Origin of the sequence: Kribbella sp. NPDC049174 (assembly GCF_043197365.1) — a bacterium.
In the GTDB taxonomy this organism is placed as follows: domain Bacteria; phylum Actinomycetota; class Actinomycetes; order Propionibacteriales; family Kribbellaceae; genus Kribbella.
In genome coordinates this window covers 167,987-190,588 of record NZ_JBICSZ010000006.1, presented here as the reverse complement: position 1 = coordinate 190,588, position 22,602 = coordinate 167,987, and the positions used below count along the sequence as shown (strand labels likewise).

Annotated in this window: 28 protein-coding genes; 10 read left to right on the top strand and 18 right to left on the bottom strand. The window is 68.8% G+C overall.

All coding sequences use genetic code 11. The annotated features are described in order from the left end of the window. Positions 1-16: 16 nt before the first annotated feature. The 6 genes from ACGFIF_RS28400 to ACGFIF_RS28375 all read right to left on the bottom strand — a co-directional run bounded on the left by ACGFIF_RS28400 (position 17) and on the right by ACGFIF_RS28375 (position 4,632). Complete coding sequence (locus tag ACGFIF_RS28400) at positions 17-967, bottom strand: YihY/virulence factor BrkB family protein (RefSeq protein ID WP_393158619.1); 951 nt, start codon at positions 965-967, stop codon at positions 17-19. Further along, positions 967-1,599 carry a DUF3618 domain-containing protein gene (locus tag ACGFIF_RS28395; RefSeq protein WP_393158618.1) on the bottom strand — a complete coding sequence of 211 codons (633 nt, stop codon included), beginning with the start codon at positions 1,597-1,599 and terminating at the stop codon, positions 967-969. The genes ACGFIF_RS28400 and ACGFIF_RS28395 overlap by 1 nt, the downstream gene beginning before the upstream one ends. Continuing rightward, positions 1,575-2,000 (bottom strand): phage holin family protein, encoded by a 426-nt coding sequence (locus ACGFIF_RS28390; protein ID WP_393158617.1) that lies wholly within the window; start codon positions 1,998-2,000, stop codon positions 1,575-1,577. Before ACGFIF_RS28390 ends, ACGFIF_RS28395 begins: the two co-directional genes overlap by 25 nt. A 1-nt stretch (position 2,001) precedes the next feature. Then, positions 2,002-2,673 carry a hypothetical protein gene (locus tag ACGFIF_RS28385; RefSeq protein ID WP_393158615.1) on the bottom strand — a complete coding sequence of 224 codons (672 nt, stop codon included), beginning with the start codon at positions 2,671-2,673 and terminating at the stop codon, positions 2,002-2,004. A gap of 233 nt (positions 2,674-2,906) precedes the next feature. Beyond that, a complete protein-coding gene (locus tag ACGFIF_RS28380; RefSeq protein ID WP_393158614.1) occupies positions 2,907-3,599 on the bottom strand; it encodes an NADPH-dependent F420 reductase in 693 nt (230 codons plus the stop codon). A gap of 1 nt (position 3,600) precedes the next feature. Continuing rightward, a complete protein-coding gene (locus ACGFIF_RS28375) occupies positions 3,601-4,632 on the bottom strand; it encodes an LLM class flavin-dependent oxidoreductase (RefSeq protein WP_393158613.1) in 1,032 nt (343 codons plus the stop codon). A gap of 51 nt (positions 4,633-4,683) precedes the next feature. Here ACGFIF_RS28375 and ACGFIF_RS28370 point away from each other — a divergent pair, with 51 nt between their 5' ends. The 5 genes from ACGFIF_RS28370 (at position 4,684) to ACGFIF_RS28350 (ending at position 8,407) form a co-directional block, all read left to right on the top strand. Next, on the top strand, positions 4,684-5,202 hold the full coding sequence (locus ACGFIF_RS28370) for a MarR family winged helix-turn-helix transcriptional regulator (RefSeq protein WP_393158612.1): 519 nt from the start codon (positions 4,684-4,686) through the stop codon (positions 5,200-5,202). A gap of 75 nt (positions 5,203-5,277) precedes the next feature. Continuing rightward, complete coding sequence (locus ACGFIF_RS28365; RefSeq protein WP_393158611.1) at positions 5,278-5,559, top strand: twin-arginine translocation signal domain-containing protein; 282 nt, start codon at positions 5,278-5,280, stop codon at positions 5,557-5,559. Positions 5,560-5,637: 78 nt separating this feature from the next. Continuing rightward, complete coding sequence (locus ACGFIF_RS28360) at positions 5,638-7,017, top strand: DUF4331 domain-containing protein (RefSeq protein WP_393158609.1); 1,380 nt, start codon at positions 5,638-5,640, stop codon at positions 7,015-7,017. Further along, a complete protein-coding gene (locus ACGFIF_RS28355; protein ID WP_393158607.1) occupies positions 7,014-7,409 on the top strand; it encodes a hypothetical protein in 396 nt (131 codons plus the stop codon). Before ACGFIF_RS28360 ends, ACGFIF_RS28355 begins: the two co-directional genes overlap by 4 nt. A gap of 77 nt (positions 7,410-7,486) precedes the next feature. Beyond that, entirely contained in the window at positions 7,487-8,407 is a 921-nt protein-coding gene (locus ACGFIF_RS28350) for a hypothetical protein (RefSeq protein WP_393158606.1), read from the top strand. A gap of 56 nt (positions 8,408-8,463) precedes the next feature. Here the strand turns inward: ACGFIF_RS28350 and ACGFIF_RS28345 are convergent, their stop codons facing one another. The 8 genes from ACGFIF_RS28345 to ACGFIF_RS28310 are packed head-to-tail and all read right to left on the bottom strand — an operon-like array spanning position 8,464 to position 16,094. After that, on the bottom strand, positions 8,464-9,192 hold the full coding sequence (locus ACGFIF_RS28345; protein ID WP_393158605.1) for an alpha-L-arabinofuranosidase C-terminal domain-containing protein: 729 nt from the start codon (positions 9,190-9,192) through the stop codon (positions 8,464-8,466). Continuing rightward, entirely contained in the window at positions 9,189-10,091 is a 903-nt protein-coding gene (locus ACGFIF_RS28340; protein ID WP_393158603.1) for a hypothetical protein, read from the bottom strand. The genes ACGFIF_RS28345 and ACGFIF_RS28340 overlap by 4 nt, the downstream gene beginning before the upstream one ends. Continuing rightward, positions 10,088-11,572 carry a sulfatase-like hydrolase/transferase gene (locus tag ACGFIF_RS28335; RefSeq protein ID WP_393158602.1) on the bottom strand — a complete coding sequence of 495 codons (1,485 nt, stop codon included), beginning with the start codon at positions 11,570-11,572 and terminating at the stop codon, positions 10,088-10,090. Before ACGFIF_RS28335 ends, ACGFIF_RS28340 begins: the two co-directional genes overlap by 4 nt. 17 nt (positions 11,573-11,589) lie before the next feature. Beyond that, complete coding sequence (locus ACGFIF_RS28330) at positions 11,590-12,420, bottom strand: carbohydrate ABC transporter permease (RefSeq protein ID WP_393158600.1); 831 nt, start codon at positions 12,418-12,420, stop codon at positions 11,590-11,592. After that, positions 12,417-13,376: a carbohydrate ABC transporter permease gene (locus tag ACGFIF_RS28325; RefSeq protein WP_393158598.1), complete on the bottom strand. Its 960-nt coding sequence runs from the start codon at positions 13,374-13,376 to the stop codon at positions 12,417-12,419. Before ACGFIF_RS28325 ends, ACGFIF_RS28330 begins: the two co-directional genes overlap by 4 nt. Next, on the bottom strand, positions 13,373-13,609 hold the full coding sequence (locus tag ACGFIF_RS28320) for a hypothetical protein (protein ID WP_393158597.1): 237 nt from the start codon (positions 13,607-13,609) through the stop codon (positions 13,373-13,375). The genes ACGFIF_RS28325 and ACGFIF_RS28320 overlap by 4 nt, the downstream gene beginning before the upstream one ends. Further along, on the bottom strand, positions 13,549-14,868 hold the full coding sequence (locus tag ACGFIF_RS28315) for an ABC transporter substrate-binding protein (protein WP_393158595.1): 1,320 nt from the start codon (positions 14,866-14,868) through the stop codon (positions 13,549-13,551). The genes ACGFIF_RS28320 and ACGFIF_RS28315 overlap by 61 nt, the downstream gene beginning before the upstream one ends. 14 nt (positions 14,869-14,882) lie before the next feature. Next, positions 14,883-16,094 (bottom strand): ROK family transcriptional regulator, encoded by a 1,212-nt coding sequence (locus tag ACGFIF_RS28310; RefSeq protein WP_393158594.1) that lies wholly within the window; start codon positions 16,092-16,094, stop codon positions 14,883-14,885. Positions 16,095-16,406: 312 nt separating this feature from the next. Between ACGFIF_RS28310 and ACGFIF_RS28305 the strand changes: the two genes are divergently transcribed. Continuing rightward, entirely contained in the window at positions 16,407-16,640 is a 234-nt protein-coding gene (locus tag ACGFIF_RS28305; protein WP_393158593.1) for a sulfatase/phosphatase domain-containing protein, read from the top strand. On the opposite strand, the gene ACGFIF_RS28300 is transcribed toward ACGFIF_RS28305, so the two are convergent. Beyond that, positions 16,637-17,995 (bottom strand): serine/threonine-protein kinase, encoded by a 1,359-nt coding sequence (locus ACGFIF_RS28300; RefSeq protein ID WP_393158591.1) that lies wholly within the window; start codon positions 17,993-17,995, stop codon positions 16,637-16,639. The genes ACGFIF_RS28305 and ACGFIF_RS28300 overlap by 4 nt on opposite strands. A 91-nt stretch (positions 17,996-18,086) precedes the next feature. Between ACGFIF_RS28300 and ACGFIF_RS28295 the strand changes: the two genes are divergently transcribed. After that, positions 18,087-18,731, top strand: a complete 645-nt coding sequence (locus tag ACGFIF_RS28295) for an HAD family hydrolase (protein ID WP_393158590.1) — start codon at positions 18,087-18,089, stop codon at positions 18,729-18,731. A gap of 15 nt (positions 18,732-18,746) precedes the next feature. Here the strand turns inward: ACGFIF_RS28295 and ACGFIF_RS28290 are convergent, their stop codons facing one another. After that, entirely contained in the window at positions 18,747-19,358 is a 612-nt protein-coding gene (locus ACGFIF_RS28290; protein WP_393158588.1) for a hypothetical protein, read from the bottom strand. Positions 19,359-19,516: 158 nt separating this feature from the next. Here ACGFIF_RS28290 and ACGFIF_RS28285 point away from each other — a divergent pair, with 158 nt between their 5' ends. From ACGFIF_RS28285 to ACGFIF_RS28275, 3 genes are all read left to right on the top strand, one after another. Continuing rightward, complete coding sequence (locus ACGFIF_RS28285) at positions 19,517-19,777, top strand: sigma factor (RefSeq protein ID WP_393158587.1); 261 nt, start codon at positions 19,517-19,519, stop codon at positions 19,775-19,777. Continuing rightward, positions 19,753-20,037 (top strand): sigma factor-like helix-turn-helix DNA-binding protein, encoded by a 285-nt coding sequence (locus ACGFIF_RS28280; RefSeq protein ID WP_393158585.1) that lies wholly within the window; start codon positions 19,753-19,755, stop codon positions 20,035-20,037. The genes ACGFIF_RS28285 and ACGFIF_RS28280 overlap by 25 nt, the downstream gene beginning before the upstream one ends. Positions 20,038-20,264: 227 nt before the next feature. Then, positions 20,265-21,170, top strand: a complete 906-nt coding sequence (locus tag ACGFIF_RS28275; RefSeq protein ID WP_393158583.1) for a GTP-binding protein LepA — start codon at positions 20,265-20,267, stop codon at positions 21,168-21,170. Between the two features lie 6 nt (positions 21,171-21,176). On the opposite strand, the gene ACGFIF_RS28270 is transcribed toward ACGFIF_RS28275, so the two are convergent. Both ACGFIF_RS28270 and ACGFIF_RS28265 read right to left on the bottom strand, forming a co-directional pair. Next, positions 21,177-22,115, bottom strand: a complete 939-nt coding sequence (locus ACGFIF_RS28270; protein ID WP_393158581.1) for a hypothetical protein — start codon at positions 22,113-22,115, stop codon at positions 21,177-21,179. After that, positions 22,112-22,600, bottom strand: coding sequence for a hypothetical protein (locus ACGFIF_RS28265; protein WP_393158580.1), 489 nt, complete (start codon positions 22,598-22,600; stop codon positions 22,112-22,114). The genes ACGFIF_RS28270 and ACGFIF_RS28265 overlap by 4 nt, the downstream gene beginning before the upstream one ends. Positions 22,601-22,602 lie beyond the last annotated feature (2 nt).

The following is a 22,602-nucleotide window of genomic DNA, read 5'->3' as shown; positions in this document are numbered from 1 at the left end:
CGGCGAACCGGGTCTCCTACTGCGGGAGGGAGTCGGCCTTGACGGCGTTGCGCTCGCCGAGCGGACGCGGCTCACCCTTGGTGGTGTCCCGCGCCGTCTGCTGCTCGGCCTCCGCGTTGACCTCGGCGCCGAGAAGTACGGCGTACGCGGTCAGCCACAGCCACAACATCAGCACCACGACCGCGGCCAGACTGCCGTACGTCTTGGCGTAGTTGCCGAACAGCTCGACATAGATCGAGAAGCCGATCGACGCGATCAGCCAGATGACGGTGGCAACAACCGCACCCACGGAAACCCAGCGGATGCGCGGCGCGTCCCGAGCCGGCCCCAGCCGGTAGATGACGGCCAGCGCCACCGTGATCAGTACGACGGCGAGGACCAGTCGTGCCGCCCCCAGCAGGATCCGGACCGGTGTCGCGACGTCGTCCCCGATGGCCGCGCCGGCCGCGAACAGGACGATCGCGAGCAGGACGAAGACGATCGCGCCCAGGGTCATGCCGAGCGCCAGGAGCTTCCGGCGGACGAAGCCGCGCGTCTCCTCCTCGTCGTAGGCGAGGTTCACCGCGGTGAGCAGGTACCCGACGCCTCCCGACGCGCTCCACAGCGCGGCCGCCACGGCGATCGCGAGGCCGATCCCCAGGCCCTGCCGCGGCGCCGAGGTCAGCGCGTCGAGCTGCTGGAGCAGCAGATCGCGCCCTGACGCCGGCATGGCCGCGGTCAGCTCGTTGGCCTGGTCGCGGATCGTGGCCGGATCCGCAACCAGTCCATAGGCCAGCACCGCGGCGACGATGGCAGGAAACAGCGAGAGGAAGCCGAAGAACGCGACGCCGGCCGCAAGCAGCGGAACCTGGTCGGCCTTGGCCTCAGCCCAGGCTCGCCGGATCACCTGCCACCAGCCGGTCGCCGGGATCTCCGTCGGCTTCTCGGCATCGACTCCCGGAACGTCCGGCCGCCTCTCGCCGCTCATCAGCCCGAGGAACCCGCCTGACGGACGTTGTCCGCCGAGTCCTTCGCCCCGTCCGCCACCTGATGTGCCGCCGACCGGCCCTCGTCCGCGACGTCGGTGGCCGCCTGGGAGGCCGACTGCTTGACGTGGTCGACCGCCTGCTGAGCCGGCTCCTGCAGGTTGTCCTTGACCTCTTGGACCACCTGTGCGGCCTGCTCCTTCACCGGACCCGCGGCCTCCATCGCCTTGTCCTTGGTGTCTTGCGCCAGCTCCCGCTCCCGCGTCGAAGCAGGAACGACGGCGGCCGCGATCCATCCCGCCGCGAACGCGACCATGCCGGCCGCCAGCGGCGTACCGCGCGTCCGCGCGCGAGCCATCTCCGGCGCGGAGCCGACCGCGTCACCGACCTTGCCGCCGGCATCCTGCATCGTCGACACGGCCGAACCCGCGGAATCGCTCACCGATCCGCCGACCGACTCCGCCGAGCCCATCACATGCTCCTTCAGCCGGTGGACCCCGCCACGGGCCCGGTCGACCCGCCGGCCGACAATGCGGCTGGGGGTGACCTTCTCCGTCAGGGCGTCCACATCGCGGCCCACGTTGCGCCGCGTCTGCTCGATGTTCCGCTTCAGCTGTTCCGGGTCTTCAGCCATTTCGCATCCTCCTTGAGTGATTCGACCGTCTGGTCGGGTTTCGGATTGACTTCCTGAAGCTCCTTGCGACCCTTCGTCGCCATGACGGCGGCAACGACCGCCCAGATGACGGCGACGATGAGCGCTGCCCAGATGAGATCCATTGCCTCGTCCAGAGCCCACATCACGGTGAGGGAGACGAACAGGGCCACCATCCAGCCGGCGAAGGCCGCGCCGCCGAGCATGCCGGCGCCCTTGCCTGCCTTCTTCGCCTCGGTCTGGAGTTCGGCCTTGGCCAGCGCCAGCTCCTGGCGCGTGAGCTGTCCGAGATCGGTGGTCAGCTGGGAGACCAGCTCACCGACCGACTCGTCCATCGACAGCCGTTTCGGGCCACTGTCGGGTGGTGATTCGCCGATGGACATGTCAGTGCCCCTGGCTCGGCATCGGCGGCGGCGAGGTCGGCGCGACCGGCGGGGCGCTCACCGGTGCCGGCGGCGGTGGGACGAGGTAGTCGTCCGACTGCTCCGGCGTACCGACGAAGCTCTGCGAGCCGGTGTTGATCGGCGTGCCGTTGGTGCTCGGCGTACCGGTGCCGCCTGCTGCCAGCGAACGCGTGAGGCGGCCGGCGACAACACCGGCGGCCGCTGCTACCAGCAGGAACGTGCCCGGCTTACGCCGCGCGAACCCACGGACCTCGTCCAGCAGGTCGCCGGGCTCGTGCTTCTGCAGGAAGTCCGCAGCCTGATCGGTGAAATCGGCGCCGTGCCGTGCCAGCTGAGCCCCCAGGCCGGACTGACCGTGCTCAGCCATCTCGCGCAGCTCGTCGCTCACCGAACGAAGGCCGTTGGTGGCCCGGTCCTTCTGCTGGCCGGCCTGCCCGACCAGCTCGTCCCGCGTCTGGCCGACCAGCCGCCGGGCCTGCTCACGGGCGTCCGACGTCACGTCCGACGCCTTCTCCTTGACCGTCCCCGCAACCTGGCGGGTGGCCTCGACCGACGTTTCCTTCAACTGCCCGGCTTCGTCCCGGGCGGTGTCGGTCACGCCTTCTGCCGGTGGACTGTCGGCGTCCATCCGATGATTAGTTGTGTTCGTCATGTGACGGCTCCTTCCAGGAGCATTGGGTTTTGGCGTCGCGAGGCCCACGTCTCACCCGCCGCACCACAAGCACGGCAACAGGAGATGAGTGTGAGAGGGGGTGGCTACCTAGGCCGAAGGGCGCAGCATCTCTGCCTCGCAACAAGGACTTACCGAAATGGCACACTTCCGTACCACCACTAGACGCCCGGTACCCGACTCCAAACAGCTAACCGCGTGGGCGCGGCCGAAATCTAAGCAACCTTGGCAGCGGCTCGCGCCTGGGTGATGCGGTGTCCTTGCGGGGTGTCCGGGAAACGGTCGAGCATGACGCGGACCTCGTCGGCGTCCACGTTGGCGCCGAACAGTTCGGTGTTCGGTTCGAAGCGGGACCCCTCGGCCAGCGATCCGGCCACCACCGGGTCGAAGCCGAGCGCGTCCACGATCGCCGCGACCGCGGTGGCATCATCGGGCTCACCAGCGATCGCGATCGCCTTGCGGCCGGGTGATCCGGCCGGCCGGGCGCCGTCTTCGAGGTCGTGGTAGCCCATGTGGTTGAACGCCTTCACCACCCGGGCGCCGGGCAGGAACGCCTGGACGATCTCGCTGGACGACGTGCGCGGATCGGTCAGGTCGTCGCGGATGCCGTCGACCTCCCACCAGTAGTTCATCGCGTCGATCACGAGCTTGCCGCGCAACGCCTCGGCCGGAATGGTGCGGTACTTGCCGAGCGGGAGCGCGAGGATCACCACGTCGGCCCGCGCGGCGGCATCGGCCGCCGTGGTCGCAACGGCGCCGGGCGTGACGATCTCGACGATCAACGCGATCTTCTCCACGTCACCCGAGCCCGCGATGAGCACCCGATAGCCCGCCGCGACCGCGAGCCGGGCGAGCACGGTGCCGACCTTGCCGGCACCGAGAATCGCGATCGTCGGTTTGTCGCTCATGTCAGCCGGCCAGGATGTCGCGGACCATCGGGATCACCTTGGTGCCGTACAGCTCGACGGCCCTCAGCCTGGCACTGACCGGCAGCGAACCGGCCGTGTAGATCAGGTCGAACCGGCCGACGCCCAGCTTCTGCACCGCGCCGGCGATCCGGCGGGCCACAGTCTCCGGCGAACCGACGTACATCGAACCGTGCACGACCTCGGAGTCGAACTCCTCCCGGCGAATCGGCGGCCAGCCGCGCAGCGCACCGATCCGGTCGCGGACAACCTTGTAGCGCGGATAGAACAGCTCCTTGGCCTCATCGTCGGTGTCGGCGACGAAGCCCGGCGAGTGCATCCCGACCGGATGCACGACCGTGCCGAACTGCTCGGCCGCCCGCCGGTACAGATCGAGGTACGGCGCGAACCGCTCCGGCGACCCACCGATGATCGCCAGCATGAGCGGCAGACCGTACGACGCCGTGCGCACGACCGACTGTGGTGACCCACCGACGCCGACCCACGTCGTCAACCGGCCCGACTCGGTCTTGGGATAGACATCGGCATGGTCGAGCGCGGCCCGGGTAGTTCCGCTCCAGGTGACCGGCTTCTCGTCGAGCAACTGGGCGAAGAGCTGCAGCTTCTCCTCGAACAACACGTCGTAGTCGGCCAGGTCGTAGCCGAACAGCGGGAAGGACTCGGTGAACGAGCCGCGTCCGAGGATGACCTCGGCCCGCCCGTTCGAGATCGCGTCCACCGTCGCGAACCGCTGGAACACCCGGACCGGGTCGTCCGAGCTCAGCACGGTCACGCCGGACCCGAGCCGGATCCGCGAGGTCCGCGCGGCGATCCCCGCCAGCACCGTCTCCGGCGTGGAGATCGAGTACTCCGGCCGATGGTGCTCACCGAGCGCGATCGCGTCGACGCCGAGCTCGTCGGCCAGCACCGCCTCCTCGACCACCTGCCGGATCGCCGCGGCGTCGGAGACGAGTCGGCCGGCATCGTCCTCGGGGATGTCACCGAAGGTGTCGAGGCCGAACTGGAGGTCGGTCATGAAGCCACTCCCTATCTGATTGACATGTCAATTGTATGAGCTAAGGTTGACATGTCAACACGGATCGAGGGCCGGTTGATTCCCGGGCACGAGGAGCAGGGCATGGCGCAGCGCCGATCACCGACGGCGGAACAGTTGCGGATCTGGCGCGCCTACATCGAGACCGCCGATCAGCTGCGCTCGGCCCTGGCCGCGCGCCTCCAGGCGGAGTCCGGCCTCTCCCCCGGCGACTACGCCGTACTCCTGGCTCTCAGCGAGGCCGACGGCCGGCGCATGCGCTCCTCCGAGCTTGCCGATCAGATCGGCTGGGAACGCAGCCGGCTGTCCCACCACCTCGGCCGGATGGAACGCCGCGAGCTGATCCACCGCGAGCCCTGCGCCACCGACAGCCGCGGCGCCGAGATCGTTCTCACCTCCACCGGCGCCGACGCCTTCCGCCGCTCCTCGATCCACCACCTGCACGCCGTCCGCGAACTCTTCGTCGACGCCCTCACCCCGGACCAGCTCGACGCCGTCCAGGACTTCACCGCGGCTCTGCGCACCCATCGCACCGAGCGACCCATCCGCTGACCACTCGCTTCCGAATTGTCGTCGTGACCCGGCCGGCCCGGCCGGGGGCTGTTGACGATGGAGAGGGGAACGAGCATGAGTGACGCAACCCGCCGGGGCTTCCTGGTGTTCGCGGGTGCGGGGACCGCCGCAGCGGTCGGGGCCGTCGCGGCGCCGAAGCTGTTCAGCGACCAGGCCGCCGAGGCGGCGAACAACGCCAGGCCGTTGCAGCCTGCGGATCTGGCGAACGCGGAGTCGTTCGTCGTACACGTCAAGGACGTGAAGGCCGGCCGGCTGGCGATCATGGTCGGCGAGCGCGAGGTTCTGGTGACCGATCGCGAACTCGCCGCGCGCCTGGCCGGCGTCACGACCGGCTGACCCCGGCAGGACACGAGCCGGCCGCGGCTCCTCATCGGTACCCCTCAAGCTTTCACCGCATCAACTGGAGGACTTGTCATGTCTTCGCACCGTGAAGCGCCGGAGATCTCGAAGGATCCGGTCGCCGACAACACCGACGTGTACGCGTTCGTCAGCCCGGACAAACCGGACACGGTCACGATCGTCGCCAACTTCATCCCGTTCCAGAACCCGTACGGCGGCCCGAACTTCTACGAGTTCGGCGACGACGTGCTCTACCAGATCCACATCTCCAACAGCGGAACCGGCAAGGCCGACATCAGCTACCAGTTCCGCTTCCGCGCCGAGATCCGGAACAAGAAGTCCTTCCTCTACAACACCGGTCCGATCACGTCGCTGAAGGACTCGAACTGGAACCGGCCCCAGTTCTATTCGGTCACCCGGGTCGAGCGCGGCCGGTCCCGCATCCTGGCCCGGAACCTGGCCGCTCCCCCGGTCAACGTCGGCGTCCGCAGTACGCCGAACTACGCGCGACTGGCCGCGAAGGCGGTTCACACCATCGGCCGCAACCGCAAGGTGTTCGCCGGTCAGCGCGCGGACGCGTTCTTCGCCGACCTGGGCAGCATCTTCGATCTGGCCACGCTCCGCCCGTTCCAGATGGCGCACCTGATCCCGTCCGCGGCCGCGGCCGGTGTCAACGGTCTGCAGGGCTCGAACGTGCACACCATCGCCCTCCAGGTCCCGATCACCGACCTCACCCGCGACGGCCGCAGGCCGACCAATGTGCTGGACGCCAAGTCCGTCATCGGCGTGTACGCCACCGCCAGCCGACGGCAGTCCCGGATGCTCGACGACCAGCTCGGCGTCTCGGTGGGGCACGGCCCGTACAAGCAGGTCTCCCGGCTGGGCAACCCGTTGTTCAACGAGGTCATCGTGCCGATGGCCGAGAAGGACCGGTGGAACAGCCGGCCCCCGTTCGAGGACAAGCGGTTCGCGAAGTACGTCGCCAGGCCTGAGCTCGCCGCGCTGCTGCCGGTGCTGTATCCCGGGGTGTTCCCGAAGCTGGCGGCGTACAAGAAGGACCGTGCCGACCTCGCGGCGATCCTGCTGACCGGCATCCCGAAGGGTGTCGTCCCCGGGTTCCAGAACTTCACCGGTCCGGTCCAGGCCGACATGTTGCGCCTCAACGTGGCCGTGCCCCCGACGGACTCGCCGAACCCGCTCGGCCTGGTCGCCGGTGACGCGGCCGGATTCCCGAACGGTCGCCGGCTGATCGACAACGTGGTCACGGTCGAGCTGCGCGCGGTGGCCGGACTCACGATCCCCTTGGTCGACCCGTCGTACAAACCCGACGCGGCGGCTGCGGCGATCGAGGACGGCACCTCCAACACGAACCCGCCGCTGCTCGACCGGTTCCCCTACCTCGGTACGCCGGCCGGCGGCTCCCAGTCGACGCCTGGAACCCCGGTCGCATCATGACCGGTGGACCGGGCAACAATGCGGTGGAGAATCCCCATGCGGGCAAGGGTTCCTCGGTCCCGCTCGACATCGGCGGCGAGATCGGCGCCCTGGTGATCCGGCTGCCGGACGAACTCGAGGACCAGGAGATCGAGCTGCGCCCGACGGGCAGCTCCACTCCCGTCGGCCACGGACATGGTCACGGCCATGGCCACGGACACAGCCATGGCCATCACCTGCCGCACGTCGCCGTCGTACCCCGGCCGGCGGCGGACGGAACGATCCTGCACTCGGCCGTCTTCCACGAAGTACACCAAGGCAGCTACCAGCTGTACGTCCGCCCCGACGGCCCGGTCCAACTCACCGTCGACATCCACGGCGGCGAGGTCACCGAAGCAACCTGGCCGGGGTGAACTTTTCGGCCGCTTCCGGAATCCAAACCGTACGACGAAGGCCGGTGGGCCTTCGTACCAAGGGGAGGACATTCCAGATGCTTCGTAAGACCGCAAGTCTGGCTTCGGCCGGGGCACTCGCACTGACGCTCGGCGTGGCGGCACTTCCGTCCGCGCACGCCGGGACGTCGGCGGCGAGCGCGGCCTGTTCACTTCGGCTCGGCTCGGTGACCGCCACTGGGGCGCATACCAGCCGCACGGTCACCGCGACCTCGCCGATCACCATCGGCGGAGTGCGCGGGACGGCCGGGGTGTTCGGCCCGAACCAGGTCCAGCACACCAGCAGCTTCGTCGGTACGCCGCTGGGCAGTGGGGAGTCGCGAGCCGGCCTGACCGTCCTCGCCGGCGCACTGCACTCCAGCGCGTACGTCGTCGACGGCCAGAGCCAGATCGACCCGCACTACCCGCACAACAACCTCCGAGTCGGCGGCGGCTGGTCCAACTTCCGCTGGATCGAGCAGTCCGTCCGCCGTTCGGCGGACGCCGGCGTGCCCAGCCGGACCACGCTCTACGGCCAGCAGACCGACGGCACCATGCACCGCTGGATTGCCGACGGCACCAGGTGGCGCAACAACGGCGGCGTGGGCGGTCTCAGCACGGTGAAGTCGATGACGCTGATCAGCCGCACCAGCACGTACGAGACATTCCTCGCCAACACCCGGGCCGGCAAGCTGATGACGGTCCGGTGGCCCACCAGCTACCTGAGCGCGGCGACCGCCACATCGGTCCGGGACGCGACCTGGCAGGGCTTCGAGCAGCTCATCGCGACCAACTGTGGCGCGACCGGGACACTGGTGCTCGGCATCGACCGCGACACCAAGTCCGGCTACCTGTACGCCGTCGGGCACGCCAACGGCAAGAACACCGTGATCAAGGGCCTGGGCAAGGTCCCGCTGACCTTCTCCGACCCGCAGTACTTCCGCTGGGCGCCCAAGTACGACGTCCTCAACGGCGACTGACCCCACGGCCGGCCGCGCTCGCGCGGCCGGCCGTCCTTTCACTGTGCCTCGGGTTCTCAGGTGAGAGTGAAGGACAGGAGGGTGATGCTGTGTGGGGGAAACGTGTAGGTCGGCGCTGGCCACTCGATCACGCCTCGGTCTCGCAGGGCGACGGTGTCGGGGGCGCTGAGGGTGTTCGCGGCGAGGACGTCGTCGACGTCCGCGCCCAACTCCTTCACGGCCACCTGGGTGGGCAGGACACCGCCGTCCAGGGACAGGTCGGCGCGGATCGCCGCAGACCGATGGCGATTGATCACCGCGAGCCGCAGTGAGCTGCCGTCCTCGGTCTGGGCCGCTGAGACGTCGAGATCCGGCACCGTGGCCGGACGCGTGCGGAAGTCGCCGCGATGGTCGCGATCGTCGCCTTGCCGTACGTCGGCCAACCGGCCGGACGACCGGACATCGGCCGCCAGCGCGACCGGGCCGAGGTGGTTCTGATAGAGGTCCCAGACGTGGTACGTCGCCGCGCGGACAGCACCGCCGGGACGGGCAACGATCACACCGTTCGCGTTCAGCAGGTTGACGGTGTTGGCCATCGTGACCGGCGTCTGCAGTCCCCCGGCTCGGTGCAGCGCATGGAAGACGCCGGCGTAGAACAGCGCATCGGCCAGCGTTCGCGGGCTCCAGCGGTTGACGCGGTGCGCCGGTCCGGTGGGCAGCCCGTCGACGTCGCGATCGGCTGTTCCGCCGTCGTCCGACGGCAACGGATCCGGCCACCCGGCTGGTTCGACGTGGCGGATGTTCATTCGTCCAGGGCGAGTCCGAGTGGGCGGTCGCGGCCGTGGCGGGCCGCCAGCTCACCGACCAGGTCGGCGTACTCGACGATCTGCTGCTCGAAGTAGAGCGGTTGGGCAACGATCGCGTCGTACTCGGCGGCGCCGTCCACGAGCTGCTTGGTCGCGCCGTACAGATGGAAGGAGAGGTAGTCGACCATGTTGCCGACGGCACCCATCACGGTCTCGGTCCAGCCCTGGCGGTCGTCGGTGAGGCCGACGGCGACGAACTTCAGCGACGGGTCCACGGCGCGCATGAAGCGAGCGTGCTCGACGGCATCCGCGGCGTACGCCTGCGCGCTACGATGTCCCATCTGCCAGCGTCCGTAGACTTCGTTGCCGAGTCCCCAGTACTTCACGCCGTACGGCGCGGCGTGACCGTTGCGCGCCCGCTGCCGCGTGTAGTCGGTGTCGCCGCCGTAGTTGGTGTACTCGACCCAGCGGACCGCCTCGTCGACGTTTCGGCAGCTGTGCGCGAGGTAGGGCTCGGTTCCGACCTCGGCGCACCAGGCGAGGAACTCGTCGGTGCCGAAGTGGTTGGTCTCCTCCTCGCCCCAGGCCAGTTCCAGCCGGCGCGGCCGCGAGTCCCGCGGCCCGATGCCGTCCTCCCAGTGGTACGGCGAGGTGAAGTTGCCGCCGGGCCAGCGCACGATCGGCAGGCCGAGCTCCTGGCAGAGCTTGATCACGTCGGTGCGCAGACCGTTGCGCGCACCGTCGCCGTCGTACGCCAGCGGCGAGCCCTCGTCGAACACGCCGCCGTCGATGTTGCCGAAGAAGGCGGACTCCAGGAAGTGCCCGTAGATGAACGGATCGATGGCGTGCCGCCGGTCCCGGCGGATGTCGATCGTGGCAGTGCGGAGGTCGGAAGTCACGGTCGGGTCGTCTCCTCGTCGAGGTCGCTCAGGGCCGTGTCATACGTCTTCGCGCCGACCTCGAACATCGACGTCATCCAGTGGTAGAAGTTGTCCCCGCGCTCGCGCAGTACGTCGTACAGGCGGCCCATCAACTCGCGACGTACGTCGGTCAGCTCGGGGTGGTCGTAGCGGTTCTGCAGCTCGTCCGGATCGGCTCGCAGGTCGTACAACTCGTTCACGTCGGCCGGGTTGACGACCAGCTTGTAGTCCGCGGTGCGGATCATCCGCTGCGGGTAGGGAAAGTGGTGGCCGTGGAACTCGGCAACTACCTCGGCCGGCCAGTCGTCCGGCCGCGACCCGGCGATCAGCGGCAGCAGCGACCGGCCCTGGTACTGCGTGGGCACCTCGACACCGGCCAACTCCAGGAACGTCGGCGTCAGGTCCGTCAGGGTGGCGAACGCGTCCTGGACCTGGCCGGCCGGGCACCCTGGGACCCGCGCGAGCAACGGCACCCGATAGATGTCGTCGTACATCGCGGGGCCCTTGTCATGCAGGCGATGCGCGCCGGTGAACTCACCATGGTCGGCGGTGAACAGTACGGCGGTGTCGCCGGCGAGGCCGAGTTCGTCGACCACGGCCAAGATCCGGCCGACCTGCTCGTCGATCAACGTGACGTACCCCCAGTACGCCGCGATCAGCTCGCGCCATCGGTCCGGTCCGACACTGTCGAACGTCCAGTGCGACGAGTAGTGCCGCTGGACCCGCGGCTTGTTCGCGAACGTCTCCGCGATCGAGGCCGGCAGCTCGACCTGATCAACGTCGTACCGGTAGTAGTAGTCCTCGGGCAGCAGGTACGGCAGATGCGGGCCGAACCAGTTGCACGTCAAGTAGAACGGCCGCCCGTCCTCCGCATACTGACGAAGCCGCTCGATGGTCCGCTCGGCCAGGAAGTACTCGAACGTGGCCTCCACCGGCTGCTCGAGGATTCCGGCCAGCAGGTTCCCTGGCTCACCGTTGGCGAACGTCCCTCGCACCGGCGACCGGACGGCGAACTCCGGGTACCCGTGCTCGGCCAGGTATTGCCCGTAGTCCGGGTGCTGAACCGCGTTGCCCCAGCCCGGATAGTGCTCACCGTCGTACCCGAAGTCGGCCGGTCCCTTGACCTTGCCGACATGCCATTTGCCGATGTGTCCGAGCTGATAGCCGGCTGCGCCCAGGTACTGCGAGAACGGCGGGAACGCCTCGTCGTCGAGTTCCTCCCGATATCCGACGTTCCGCTCGTAGTTCGCCAGTAGTGTGTGCCGGTAGGGCAGGACACCGGTCTGCAGCGTCGCCCGGGCCGGCGTGCAGATCGCGGTCGGCGTGAACCCGTTCGTGAACCGGGTCCCGCCGGCGGCGAGTGCGTCCAGCGCGGGCGTCTCGCACACCTGGTTGCCGTAACAGCCCAGGGTGTCCAGCCGGTGCTGGTCGGTCATCAGCAGCAGAATGTTCGACGGCACTCGCTCTCCAGATCCGTTCACTGCTTCACCGCGCCGGCCAGGCTCTCGACGAACTGCCGCTGCAGCACCACGAAGACGGCGACCACCGGAGCGAGCGACAGCACCGCCGCGGCGGCCATGCCGGCCCAGTCGGTGTCGTGCTCGCCGACGAACGCGGACATGCCGACGGCCAGCGTGCGCAGCTCGGGGTGGCTGAGAGTGAAGACGAGCGGCAGTAGGTAGGCGTTCCAGGCGGCCAGGAACTGCAGGATGAAGACGCTGACCGTGATCGGCTTCGCCAGCGGAAGCATGATCCGGAAGAAGATGGTCAGCGGTCCGGCGCCGTCCATCCGGGCCGAGTCCTCCAGATCCTTCGGGATGGTGCGAAAGAACCCGGCGTACAGCAGGGTCGCCGCCGCGTGCCCGCCCGCGCCGAGGCCGAGGATCACGCCGGCGTGGGAGTTCAGCAGATGCAACTGGTCGGTCAGCTGCGTGACCGGGATGATGGTGTAGCCCTCGGGCAGGAAGAAGGTCACCAGGAACACACCGATCAGGACCTTCTTGCCGACGAAGTCGTACCGGCCGAGCACATACCCGGCCAGCGCGCTGCGCAGGATCACCAGTGCGACCGTGCCCAGCGTGATGACGACCGTGTTCAGCATGTACGACGAGAAGCCGACCTCCGACCAGGCCCGGCTGTAGTTCTCCCAGACGGGTGCCTCGGGCAACAGATTGAGACCCTTCGAGAAGATCTCCGGCCCGCTCTTCAGCGACGCCGACACCAGCCACAGGAACGGGTAGATCCAGACCGCGCACAGGAGCGCGAGCCCGGTGCCGATCAGCCAGCGGGAACTCCGGGTCGCGATCATGCCATCGCCTTTCTCGCGGCCCGGATGCCGAGCGCCTGGCCGACCGCGAGCACCATCGTGAGCAGGCCGAACAGCACCGCCGCCGCCGAGGCGTAGCCGAGCTGCGGGACCGTCGCGCCGAACGCGGTTCGGTAGATGTAGACCTCGACCACCTCCGACGAGAAGGCGGGTCCGCCGCCGGTCAGGGTCATGACCAGGTCGAAGACGTTCAGCGCGCCGATCATGTCGATCAGGGTGATCACGACCAGGAAGGGAACCAGCAACGGCAGCGTGACATGGCGGAACTCCTGCCACGACCCCGCGCCGTCGACCCGCGCCGCCTCGTACAGCTCGGACGGAATCGTCTGCAAGGCGGCCAGCCAGTAGATCAAGGTGATGCCGAGCCACTTCCACACCCACACGCCGATGACGCTGTAGAGCGACAGACCGGACGAGCCGAGGAAATCGACCGGGCTGTCCACCAGCGCGGACTTCACCAACGCCAGGTTGACCGGCCCGCCGGCGTCGAGGATCAGGGTGAACACGACTCCGACGATCGCCCCGGTGGTCACCACCGGCAGGAACAGCAACGTCCGGAACAGGCCGCGGAACGGTGTCGTCGGCTTGTTCAGCACGATCGCCAGCAGCAGCGCCAGACCGACCCGCAGCGGGACGGCGATCACCAGGAAGACCAGCGAGTTGCCGAACGCGTTCCAGAACAGGTCGTCGGCCCACAGCAGCTCGAAGTTCGCGAACCCGACGAAGGTGCCGGCGTCCGCGAACCCGGGCCAGTCCAGGAACGCGTACCACCAGCTGGCGACCAGCGGGTAGACCGTGTACGCGCCGTACCCGAGCACCGTCGGAAGCAGGAACAGGTAGATCCACCAGTCGTCCCGCATCCGCCGCCAGACGGTACGACGGACCGGCCGGGACGGCGGCGTGTCACGCCGTACCGGCGCGGCCGTCGTCGTGGTCATTTGTACTGCGCCTGCGTGTAGTCCTTGCCCGGCTCCCAGTTGTCGAAGACCCAGTCGGCCTCGCTGACCTCGGCGCCCTTCTTCTTGGCCGCGCCGATCGCCCGCTGCCGCTCGGCCTTGGCCTTGTCGGCGTACTGCGTGAAGGCGGCCTTGTAGTCCTTGATCGAGCCGGTCAGCACCGCCTGGACGATCTCCCCCGGATCCGGGTGGACGTCGCGGGTCTCGGCCAGCACCTTGGCACCGCACCGTTGCGGACCTCGGGCACCGGCGCCGTCCGGACGTCCTGCTGGAAGAACTCGATGTTCTTCTTGTACGCCGGGTGCACGTCGGCCTTCGCCACCATGTCGACCAGGATCGGCGGCTGGTCCATCCGGGCTGCCAGCAGCGTGGCGAACTCCGGCGTCGCCATCGCGCCGAGCACGTCGGCGGCGGTTTTCGGGTTCTTCGCCTGGTCCGACACCCAGAACGAGCCGGACGGCGGACCGACGTACACGCTCCCCCGCTGCGCCGACGGCGCCGGCAGTTGCCAGGCGGCGATGCCACGTTCGACAGCAGGTGATTCCTCGACCATCAGGCCACCGATGAACCACGGTCCCCAGGGGAACAGCGCCGCCTCACCCGCGGCCCAGCGAGCCCGCGCGTCCCGCGGCCCGAGCGAGGACGAGGCGGGGTGCAGAACCCCGTCGCTCTTCAGCGCCAGCAGGAACTCCATCGCTTGGTGGAACGGCTCGGACGCGATGACGATCTCGCCCGTCCTCCAGTCGGTCAGCCCCGGCGCGCCGGCGATCTGAGCCAGCGCGATCAGCTTGCCGGCCAGATAGTCGGTGTCCTTCATCGGCAGCAGCAGACCGTGGACCGCGTCCGGGGTCTTCTGGTCGATCGTCCGTACGGCGTTGCGGTAGTCGTCCCAGGTCGCCGGCGACTGCTCGGGATCGAGGCCGGCCTGCTTCACCAGCGCGCTGTTCACCCAGGAGGTCGAGTCGTGCCACTGACCGCTGAAGATCGGGAACGTGTACAGCTTCCCGTCGAAGCGATGGATCCCGTCGTACACGTAGTCCTTCAGCGGCGTGCTGTCGATGTCGAAGAAGTCGCCGATCGGCTGGAACCAGCCGTTCGCCACCAGGGCGGCCGCGCTCCCGGTCAGGCCGGCCGTGGAGTGCACGTCGGGCAACTGGTTGCTGCGCCGGGCGAGCTGCAGGGCCTGACCGAGGTCGGGCGGATCCAGCTGGCGCCGCCGCACGGTGACGTTCGGGTGTTCCTTGTGGTAGTCGGCGAACAGGCCCTTCTCGAACAACTCGGTCAGCGGCCGGAACTGGTCCCACCACTGGACCGTGACCGGTCCCGACGGCGTCTCCGCGGCCGGCGCGTTCGCCTCCTGGGCGGACTGACCACCTCCGGTGCAGGCGTTGAGGATCGGTACCCCGAGGGCAAGGCCGCCTGCGGTGCGGAGAAGCTGGCGGCGGGACGGACGATGCGTGGTCGGTGTGCTCATGACGAGCTGCCTCCTCAACCGATGTCGTGGGCCTGGTCCTGGGGCGAGGGACCAGAGGTGGTGGCCGGGTAGCCGGCCAGCAGGGCCGACCGGCGGAGCACCAGGGCGATCCCGCCGCGGGCCGCGTCGTCGTGCCCGAGGACCGCCGGAGCGATGCGCAAGTGCCGGCGGACCTGTGAATGGGTGTACTGCCGCAGAGCCGCCCGGAGCGGACGCAACAGCCGATCGCCCGCGTCGGCCAGTTCGCCGCCGATGACGACGGTGTCCGGGTTCACCGTGTTGCAGGCTGCCGCCAGGACCTCACCGATGCGGGTGCCGGCGTCGTCGATCACCCGCCGGGCGGTCTCATCCCCCGCGTCGAGCCGCCGCAGGAACTCGTCGAACCGCCGTACGCCGCTCTGCTCGAGGACCGCCGCCAGCGACACGTACCGCTCGAGACATCCACGGCCCCCACACGCGCAGCGCGGTCCGCTCCGGTCGACGCTGATGTGACCGAGCTCGCCCGCCGCGCCGCCCGCTCCGGAGAAGAGGTGACCGCCGAGGACGAGACCTCCACCGACGCCGTACGACAACCGGAGGTAGAGGACGTCCTGCACCCCGGCGCCCGCGCCCCAGATCGCCTCGGCGAGCGCGGCCAGCCGGGTGTTGTTGTCGACGTACACCGGTACGCCGAACCGGTCGGTGAGACCGTCGCGGATCAGCGCGATCCGGGCGGCACGGCTCGGTTGCGGATGGTCGCCGGTCTCGGAGACCGGACCGACGACACCCACTCCGACACCGGCCAGCGCGCTGAGGGAGATCTGCTCGCGTGCGGTGAGCTCGTCGACGAGGGTGAGGGCGAGTTCGAGCCGTCGTCCCCAGGGTGTGCGTTCCGAACAGACGATCCCCTCGGAGGCGACCACCTCGTGCGCGACGTTCGCGACGGTGACCTGGATCCGGCGGTGACCGAGATCCATGCCCAGGGCGAGTCCACCGGCGGCGTTCAGGGTGAGCACGGAGACCGGCCGGCCGCGGCCGCGGGCCGCTTCCCCGCCGGCCGTGCTCTCGTCGATCGCCTGCTTGGCCAGCAGGTCCTGCACGATCGACGACAGCGTCGCTCTCGACAGGTTGGCCTGTTCGGCCAACTGTGCACGCGTCAGCGCGCCCTGCGCACGCAGCGCGGCGAGCACCCGCTCCTCGTGGGTCTCACGAAGCAGGCGGAGCGGTCCGGCGGAATCCTTGGTCACGGCAGACGACTCTGGCCGCCACGAGTTATTTCTGTCAAGAGCCCGGATTTAATCGGCGTCGATTTATTCCGGACTCTTGACGTTAACGAGGATCCGATCGAGACTGACGGTCATGCCCCATCCCAGCGCGCTGCTCATCTGCACCGATCAGCAGCACTTCTCCGCACTGGGCGCCACGGGTGCTCCCGAGCAGCGACGAGGTCAAGGTGAGGATCTGTTGCCACTGGCAACTGGTGGCGCGAGTGGCCGGGGCTGGGCACTCAGTGAGTACCGCAACAGCGGCCAGCCGTACGATCCCTGGTCCACCTCACCATGCTCCGCCGTGATCACTGGAAGCTCGTCGTACAGCACGGCGAACCAGCCACGTCCCGCGAACGGACCGGCGAGCTGTACGACCTGCATGCCGACCCGAGCGAACTGCGCAATCTCTGGGACGACCCCGCACATCGCAGTGTCCGGACCGAGCTGCGGGAGTTCTTGCTTGATGTCCTCGTCCGGCCGAGGACGCAGTCAGCCCCGAGAAGCCGCCTGGTAAGGGGGCCCTAGTCGGATCCGATGACCTGGGCGTCAGGTGTGGGAGTGTCTGACGCCGGGCTGGTTGGCGAGGGGGTGTCGGATGGCGTGTTCGACGGGCTGGTTCCCGTCGACGGTGTTCCCTGGGTGGGAGCGCTGGGCGTGGTGCTGGTCTGCGTGGGCGCGCTCGGCGACGTCGTACTGGTCGGGGTGGTGGAAGGCGAGGTGGTGGGCTGCGTTGGTTGCTGAGAGGGGGTCTGCGACGACGGGGCCGAGGTCGTCGGGTTCGTCGTGGGCCGGGTCGGGCCGGTCGTGGATGCCGTGCTCGTCGAGGAAGGGGTCGACCCCGGCGTACTGGAACTGACGCCCGGTTGGGGACCGACGTCGGTCGTCGGTGGCAGTTTCGTCTCGTTGCCGTTGAGCAAGACTCCGGCCACCACAGCACCTGCCGTGGCGAGGACCGCGATCACTCCGGCCAGAAGCGCGTTCCTTCGTGCCCGGCTGGGCGCCTCGAGCGGGCCGGCGTCCGGCTCGGCGTCCAGAGTCTCGGTCGCCGGGACGGCCGCGACGCGGCCGGAGTCGTCTCCGAGGACACGCAAGGAGCCGGCCGCGATCTCGGCGGCGGACGGACGGTCGGCGGCATCCTTGGCGAGCATCTGGAGCAGAACGTGCTCGAACGGTCCACCGAGTTCGGGGCGAGTCAGACTCGGAGGAGCCGGAGCAGTGTCGACGTGCTGGTAGAGAATCGCTGCCGGGTGTTCGGCCTTGAACGGCGGCTCACCGGTGACCAACTGGTACAGCACACAACCCAGCGAGTAGACATCCGAGGCCTTACCGGACGACGCACCTCTCGCTCGCTCGGGCGCGAGATAGTGCGTGCTGCCGATGATCTGGCCGGTCCCCGTCAGCGTGGTCGTACCTTCGCCCGGAAGGTGCGCGATACCGAAGTCCGCGACCTTCACGGTCCCGTCCGACGCCAGCATCAGGTTGCCCGGTTTCACGTCCCGGTGGACGACATCCTCGCGATGCGCCGCGGCCAGGCCGGCCGCGGCCTGTTCGATCAGGTCGATCGCCCGGTCCTTCGGCAGTGGTCCGTGCTCGGCGAGCTCCTCGGCGAGACTGCGGCCCTCGACCAGCTCCATCACCAGGAAGAAGCCGTCGCCGTGCTGACCGAAGTCGTAGACGGAGACGACGTGGGGGTCGCTCAGCCGCGCGGCGGCGCGCGCCTCGCGATGGAATCGCTCGGCCGCTCGCGCAGCGTGATCGGACGGCAACAGCAACTTGACCGCGACCAGGCGTCCCAGTTGTTCATCGGTGGCACGGAAGACCTCTCCCATGCCACCCCGCCCGATGGAGGGGCCCAGTCTGTATCGATTCGCAACCAGCATTCTGACCACCGTACCCACTACCACCGCGTACCAACCGGTCCCGACCGGTTGGTGGTCACCTGTGGCCGGGGTGAGCGTCTAGAGTTGCCGGGTGATTTCGCATGTCGTGTGGGACTGGAACGGGACGCTGCTGAACGACAACGACGCCGTACTGGCCGCGGTCAACGCGGTCTGCGTCGACTTCGGCCGCGGGAATCTCACCTGGGCCGAGTGGCAGGCCGTGTACGCGCGACCGATGCGGGTCTCGTACGAACAGATCCTGCAGCGCCCGCTCGACGACGAGGAATGGGCCCGCGTCGACAAGCTCTACTACGAGCAGTACGACGCCCTCCTGCACACCTGCGATCTGGCAACGGGAGTCCATGCCGAACTCACCCGCTGGTCCGAGAGCGGCCGGACCCAGTCTTTGTTGTCGATGTGGTTCCACGCACGACTCGTACCGACGATCGAACAGTTCGGACTCACCGGGTACTTCAGCCGCGTCGACGGGCTGGCCGGGGATGTCGGTGGTGGTTCGAAGAGCGACAGCCTGGTGAGACACCTCGAAGCACAGGCCCTGGACCCGGCCGGCGTCGTACTGATCGGCGACGTGGTCGACGACGCGGTTGCCGCCCAGGCCGCCGGCACCAGCTGCATCCTGGTGAACACCGGCGCGATGACCCGCGCCGCCCTCGAGACCACCGGCATACCGGTCACGAACTCCGTCCAGGAAGCTCTCCACCTGCTCGACAGCTGAGCCCACGCCGCAGCTTCAGTGCTGCGGTCGTGTCCACCGGGGTGAGACCTGCTCCCACTCGCGCGCCCAGTCCTCGGTACGACGGCGGTCGAGCGGCCGGCGCGCCAACCGGAACAAGCCGAACAGGAACGGCCAGGCGAGCATCGGCAGCGTCAGTCCGGCCGCGGCACCAAGAGCAGCGCTGTCGCCGGGCTCTCGGGGAGCGCGGGTAATCGCTCCGCTCCGGTCGAGCCAGATCGTCAGTTCGGTGCCCGCCTTGGTACCGATCACGACATCCGCCCACCCCACTTGCGGGGATCCCGACCTGTCGAGCCAGCTGACGCGAACGCTGGAGACGACCTGTCCGGGAGTCGACGGAACGACTTCCGCGGTGGTCTCGAGCGTTCGCGCCTGAACCGAACGGAGCTGGGCCCGCTGCTGGGCGGCTGTGTGCTCGGCGCGATCGTGGATCGTCGTACCGAGAGCCGCCGCCGCGGGGACCACCAGCAAGCCGGCCACCACTGCGCCGAGGAGCAACGCGGACTCGATCCTGTCCACCCTTCGACGCAACGGGTTCCGGCCGAACCCGAGACGGCGGAGCAGCATCAGGAGCCACAACTCGCCCCGGCGTTGCTGCATGGTGCTCATCACAGCCTCCTCGTTCCACGACGCACTCATCAGGAGAGACAGGACAGGCGCTTCGTCTGTGACGGCCCGTGCCCCAGGGCGCGACGGAAGCCTCCGGCGCCGCATCGTGAAGGCAAGGGCAGCGAGATGCCCACCAGACCGGGAGAAAGGCCGGGAGTGTGAACACCGGAACAGTAAAGGAGAAACAGTACGACGCGGACGACACGGGGCGGGTCGACGGTGACCTCGACGAGGCGGTCGCGATCTTCGTCAAGGTGCGACCGCGGCTGATGGCGATCGCGTACCGGATCCTCGGCACCACGAGTGAGGCCGAGGAAGTCGTCCAGGAGAGCTGGCTGACGCGAGCGACGACCCGGCGGCGCGGGCCGAACGCAGCGAGGCCGTGGAGCAGGCGGTGCAGCTCATCCTGGGCAGACTGACCCCCAGTGAACGCGCCGCCTACGTCCTCCGGGAGGCGTTCGACTCCCCGTACCGGCAGATCGCCGAGACCCTCCACGTCGGCGCGGCCAACGCCAGGCAACTGGTCAGCCGGGCCCGCCGGCACATCACCGCCGAGCGGGACACGGCCGTGAGCACGGCCTCCCATCAGCACTTCCTGCAGACGTTCCTGAGCGCAGCCCGGGCCGGCGACCTCACCGACTTGGAAGAGTTCCTGGCCGGCAACTCCCCGCTGCCCTGATCGATGCCGCCGGCCCTGTCTCGATCGGCTGATCCACGGCAAGGTTGCCTGAGGCAATAGCCTGCACGCGCCGCTGGCGAGCGCTCGCCCTCGCGGACAGTGGTCGCAGCGGATTCGGCCCGCCGTGTGACATCGATCGCCCCATGTCACAGCGCAACTGCTCGCGCGGTCCTAGTACGTGACCACGGGCGGACCTCCCCCGGGCAGACAGGAAAGGAGGAGACGCCATGGCCCAGTTGAGTGCCCGGGAGCGACGAAGCGCCGTACCCAGGCGCGCTTCCAGTGCCGGGCTTCGCCGATTCGTCGAGGACTTCGCCGAGGAACATCCGCCGTTGTCGCTGGATGCCGCCGACCTGACCATCAAGGACCCTGACCAGGTCCGCCGCCGGTACGGCGGGGTGTTCAACTATCTGACCCGGGTCGAGCTCGAAGTCGAGCGGAACGTGCTCGAGTTGCGCGCACTCATGCCCGACGCGACCGAGACGGACCGACTCTTCTACCACGATGTGTGGTCGCCGCAGGAGCTGCAGCACGGCATCCTTCTCGACGCGGTGCAGCAGGGTTTCGGGATGACGCCGGCAGCGACGGATCTAGAGGTCAGCGCCAAGATCCGGTTGGTCGGGGTGCTCTCGCATCTGCCCGGCATGCTCGGCGTCATCCGGCTGCTCTACTACCTGACCGGCGCGGCCACCGAACGGTCGGCGGTGGTCGCGTACACGCGACTGGTCGACGGCCTTCGCGCGATGGGTGAGCACGCGATCGCGGAGACGGTGGTCGCACCGATCCGGCGGCAGGAGCCGGGGCACTTCGCGTTCTACCGCCTGTCGGCCGAGGTGCTGGTGGGTGAAGAAGGGCTGAGCGACTGGCAACTCCAGCTCGCCCGGATCCTGCGCCGCAGGTCGTTCGAGCTCGTCGGCGTGAACAATCGCCGGCAACGCGCGGACTTCGGCGACGTCGCCCGTGCACTCGAATTCGACCGGGATCTCGTCGAGGTGGCCCGGCAGGTGAGCCTGGTGGAACGCGAACTCCTGTGGGCTCAGCAGCAAGGGCTGAAGGTCCCCCGCTACATCCTCGCGGCCCTCGAGGAAGCGATCGCGCTAAGCACCGCCCGCAGCGCCGGCCTCGAGATCTGAGCCACCTCAGAGCGAGCGGTCGTCCGTCGACGTGGTTGCGCTGTAGTGGGCGCGGATGAGGTCGATCACGGTGTCGGCCGTGCGGTCGAGATGGGTGCGGCCGTCGGGCAGTTGGGCCGTCGGGCTGATGTAGCTACGGGGCCCGACGTGAGTGGCAGGGTCGAGTCGATGCACGGTGACCTTCCCGGCGCGGACGGCTCGGTTCCATCCGGTACGGCGGAACAGCCGCCAGCGCTGCGGGAAGATCCAGGTGCCGACCCGCTCGATCCGGTCGCTCGCACTGGTGAGCTGATGCAGGTGCTCGGCGTACGTGAGGTCGTTGGCGCCGTTGTGGAACGCACCGAGCAAGATCAGCAGGAGCGGGGCGCGTAGCTGGGTGTGTAGTTCGTCGACCGCACCGGTGGCGACCTGGGCGCCGCCGCTGTAGCTGAGCAGTACGACGGGGACACCGCTGTCGGGCTGGTAGCCGGCGAGCCGGAGCTGGGTCGCGATTTGGTTGCCCACGGCCCGGTTGTAGAACGGCCGGTACCGGCGGTCGGCGGCGACGAAGGTCTGCATGACGTTGTGCAGGAAGAGCAGTAGCCCGGCATGGCGGCGCAGCCAGGCCCACACCGGCCGGTCAGCGAGCGGGTCGGCCAGTGGTGAGTAGGGCTGCACCTGACCGAGGACCCGGAGCTCCGGGGCGCCGGCAAGCAGAGCCTTGACCAACTGCCCACCGTCCCGGGTGTCGTGGGCGCGCCGCTTGCCGATGCCGTCGAGGTAGACCAGGTAGGCAGCCGGCGGCCTGTCAGCGGCCGCGCCCCGGGCATAGGGCACGCCCTCGGGGAGCACGGAAGACGGGGCTCGCCAGCCGACGCTGTAGGCGAGTACTTCGTAACGGGCCAGCAGAGCCTCGACGATCAGCGCCAGCCCAAGGCCGACGATCCAGGGCAGCAGGTTGGTCATGTGATCGGCTCCGGCACTCCGATGGCCAGGATCGTCGCGACCAGGCGCCGTACGATCTCGACCGCGACAGCAAGCCCGACGCCGGCGACGGCGACACAAGCGGCGGCGACGCCCCAGCCCAGCCCGGATGCCGCCGCCAGCGGTCCGGCCAGACTGGCCCCGACTCCGACCAGCAGGAGCAGGTGGAGCAGGGGCCCGAGCCATGGAAATGCGAGGATGCCCGCGAGCACCAGCGGCGCAATCAGGCCCGCTGTCCACACCAGTTCAGCGGTGTCCGGCGCGGCAGTGGGCATCACGAACTCCGCAAGGTTCCACGCCGTCAGCGGCCACAGCGCGATCACGGCGGCCTCGATGAGGGCGCCGGCCAGCAGCAATCCGACCACAAGCGGCCGTGACATGCCGGGGCGGCGAGCTACCAAGGGCAGGACGCGTCCGGCGGCCTCCGACAGCCCAGCGATCAGCAACAGCACGATGACCGGTGACATCG

What these genes read in the sequence shown, in the direction of transcription:
- ACGFIF_RS28400 (WP_393158619.1), bottom strand. Translation starts at nt 967, where the DNA reads ATGAGCGGCGAGAGGCGGCCGGACGTTCCGGGAGTCGATGCCGAGAAG.
- ACGFIF_RS28395 (WP_393158618.1), bottom strand. Translation starts at nt 1,599, where the DNA reads ATGGCTGAAGACCCGGAACAGCTGAAGCGGAACATCGAGCAGACGCGG.
- ACGFIF_RS28390 (WP_393158617.1), bottom strand. Translation starts at nt 2,000, where the DNA reads ATGTCCATCGGCGAATCACCACCCGACAGTGGCCCGAAACGGCTGTCG.
- ACGFIF_RS28385 (WP_393158615.1), bottom strand. Translation starts at nt 2,673, where the DNA reads ATGACGAACACAACTAATCATCGGATGGACGCCGACAGTCCACCGGCA.
- ACGFIF_RS28380 (WP_393158614.1), bottom strand. Translation starts at nt 3,599, where the DNA reads ATGAGCGACAAACCGACGATCGCGATTCTCGGTGCCGGCAAGGTCGGC.
- ACGFIF_RS28375 (WP_393158613.1), bottom strand. Translation starts at nt 4,632, where the DNA reads ATGACCGACCTCCAGTTCGGCCTCGACACCTTCGGTGACATCCCCGAG.
- ACGFIF_RS28370 (WP_393158612.1), top strand. Translation starts at nt 4,684, where the DNA reads ATGTCAACACGGATCGAGGGCCGGTTGATTCCCGGGCACGAGGAGCAG.
- ACGFIF_RS28365 (WP_393158611.1), top strand. Translation starts at nt 5,278, where the DNA reads ATGAGTGACGCAACCCGCCGGGGCTTCCTGGTGTTCGCGGGTGCGGGG.
- ACGFIF_RS28360 (WP_393158609.1), top strand. Translation starts at nt 5,638, where the DNA reads ATGTCTTCGCACCGTGAAGCGCCGGAGATCTCGAAGGATCCGGTCGCC.
- ACGFIF_RS28355 (WP_393158607.1), top strand. Translation starts at nt 7,014, where the DNA reads ATGACCGGTGGACCGGGCAACAATGCGGTGGAGAATCCCCATGCGGGC.
- ACGFIF_RS28350 (WP_393158606.1), top strand. Translation starts at nt 7,487, where the DNA reads ATGCTTCGTAAGACCGCAAGTCTGGCTTCGGCCGGGGCACTCGCACTG.
- ACGFIF_RS28345 (WP_393158605.1), bottom strand. Translation starts at nt 9,192, where the DNA reads ATGAACATCCGCCACGTCGAACCAGCCGGGTGGCCGGATCCGTTGCCG.
- ACGFIF_RS28330 (WP_393158600.1), bottom strand. Translation starts at nt 12,420, where the DNA reads ATGATCGCGACCCGGAGTTCCCGCTGGCTGATCGGCACCGGGCTCGCG.
- ACGFIF_RS28325 (WP_393158598.1), bottom strand. Translation starts at nt 13,376, where the DNA reads ATGACCACGACGACGGCCGCGCCGGTACGGCGTGACACGCCGCCGTCC.
- ACGFIF_RS28315 (WP_393158595.1), bottom strand. Translation starts at nt 14,868, where the DNA reads ATGAGCACACCGACCACGCATCGTCCGTCCCGCCGCCAGCTTCTCCGC.
- ACGFIF_RS28305 (WP_393158593.1), top strand. Translation starts at nt 16,407, where the DNA reads ATGCTCCGCCGTGATCACTGGAAGCTCGTCGTACAGCACGGCGAACCA.
- ACGFIF_RS28300 (WP_393158591.1), bottom strand. Translation starts at nt 17,995, where the DNA reads ATGCTGGTTGCGAATCGATACAGACTGGGCCCCTCCATCGGGCGGGGT.
- ACGFIF_RS28290 (WP_393158588.1), bottom strand. Translation starts at nt 19,358, where the DNA reads ATGAGCACCATGCAGCAACGCCGGGGCGAGTTGTGGCTCCTGATGCTG.
- ACGFIF_RS28275 (WP_393158583.1), top strand. Translation starts at nt 20,265, where the DNA reads ATGGCCCAGTTGAGTGCCCGGGAGCGACGAAGCGCCGTACCCAGGCGC.
- ACGFIF_RS28270 (WP_393158581.1), bottom strand. Translation starts at nt 22,115, where the DNA reads ATGACCAACCTGCTGCCCTGGATCGTCGGCCTTGGGCTGGCGCTGATC.
- ACGFIF_RS28265 (WP_393158580.1), bottom strand. Translation starts at nt 22,600, where the DNA reads ATGTCACCGGTCATCGTGCTGTTGCTGATCGCTGGGCTGTCGGAGGCC.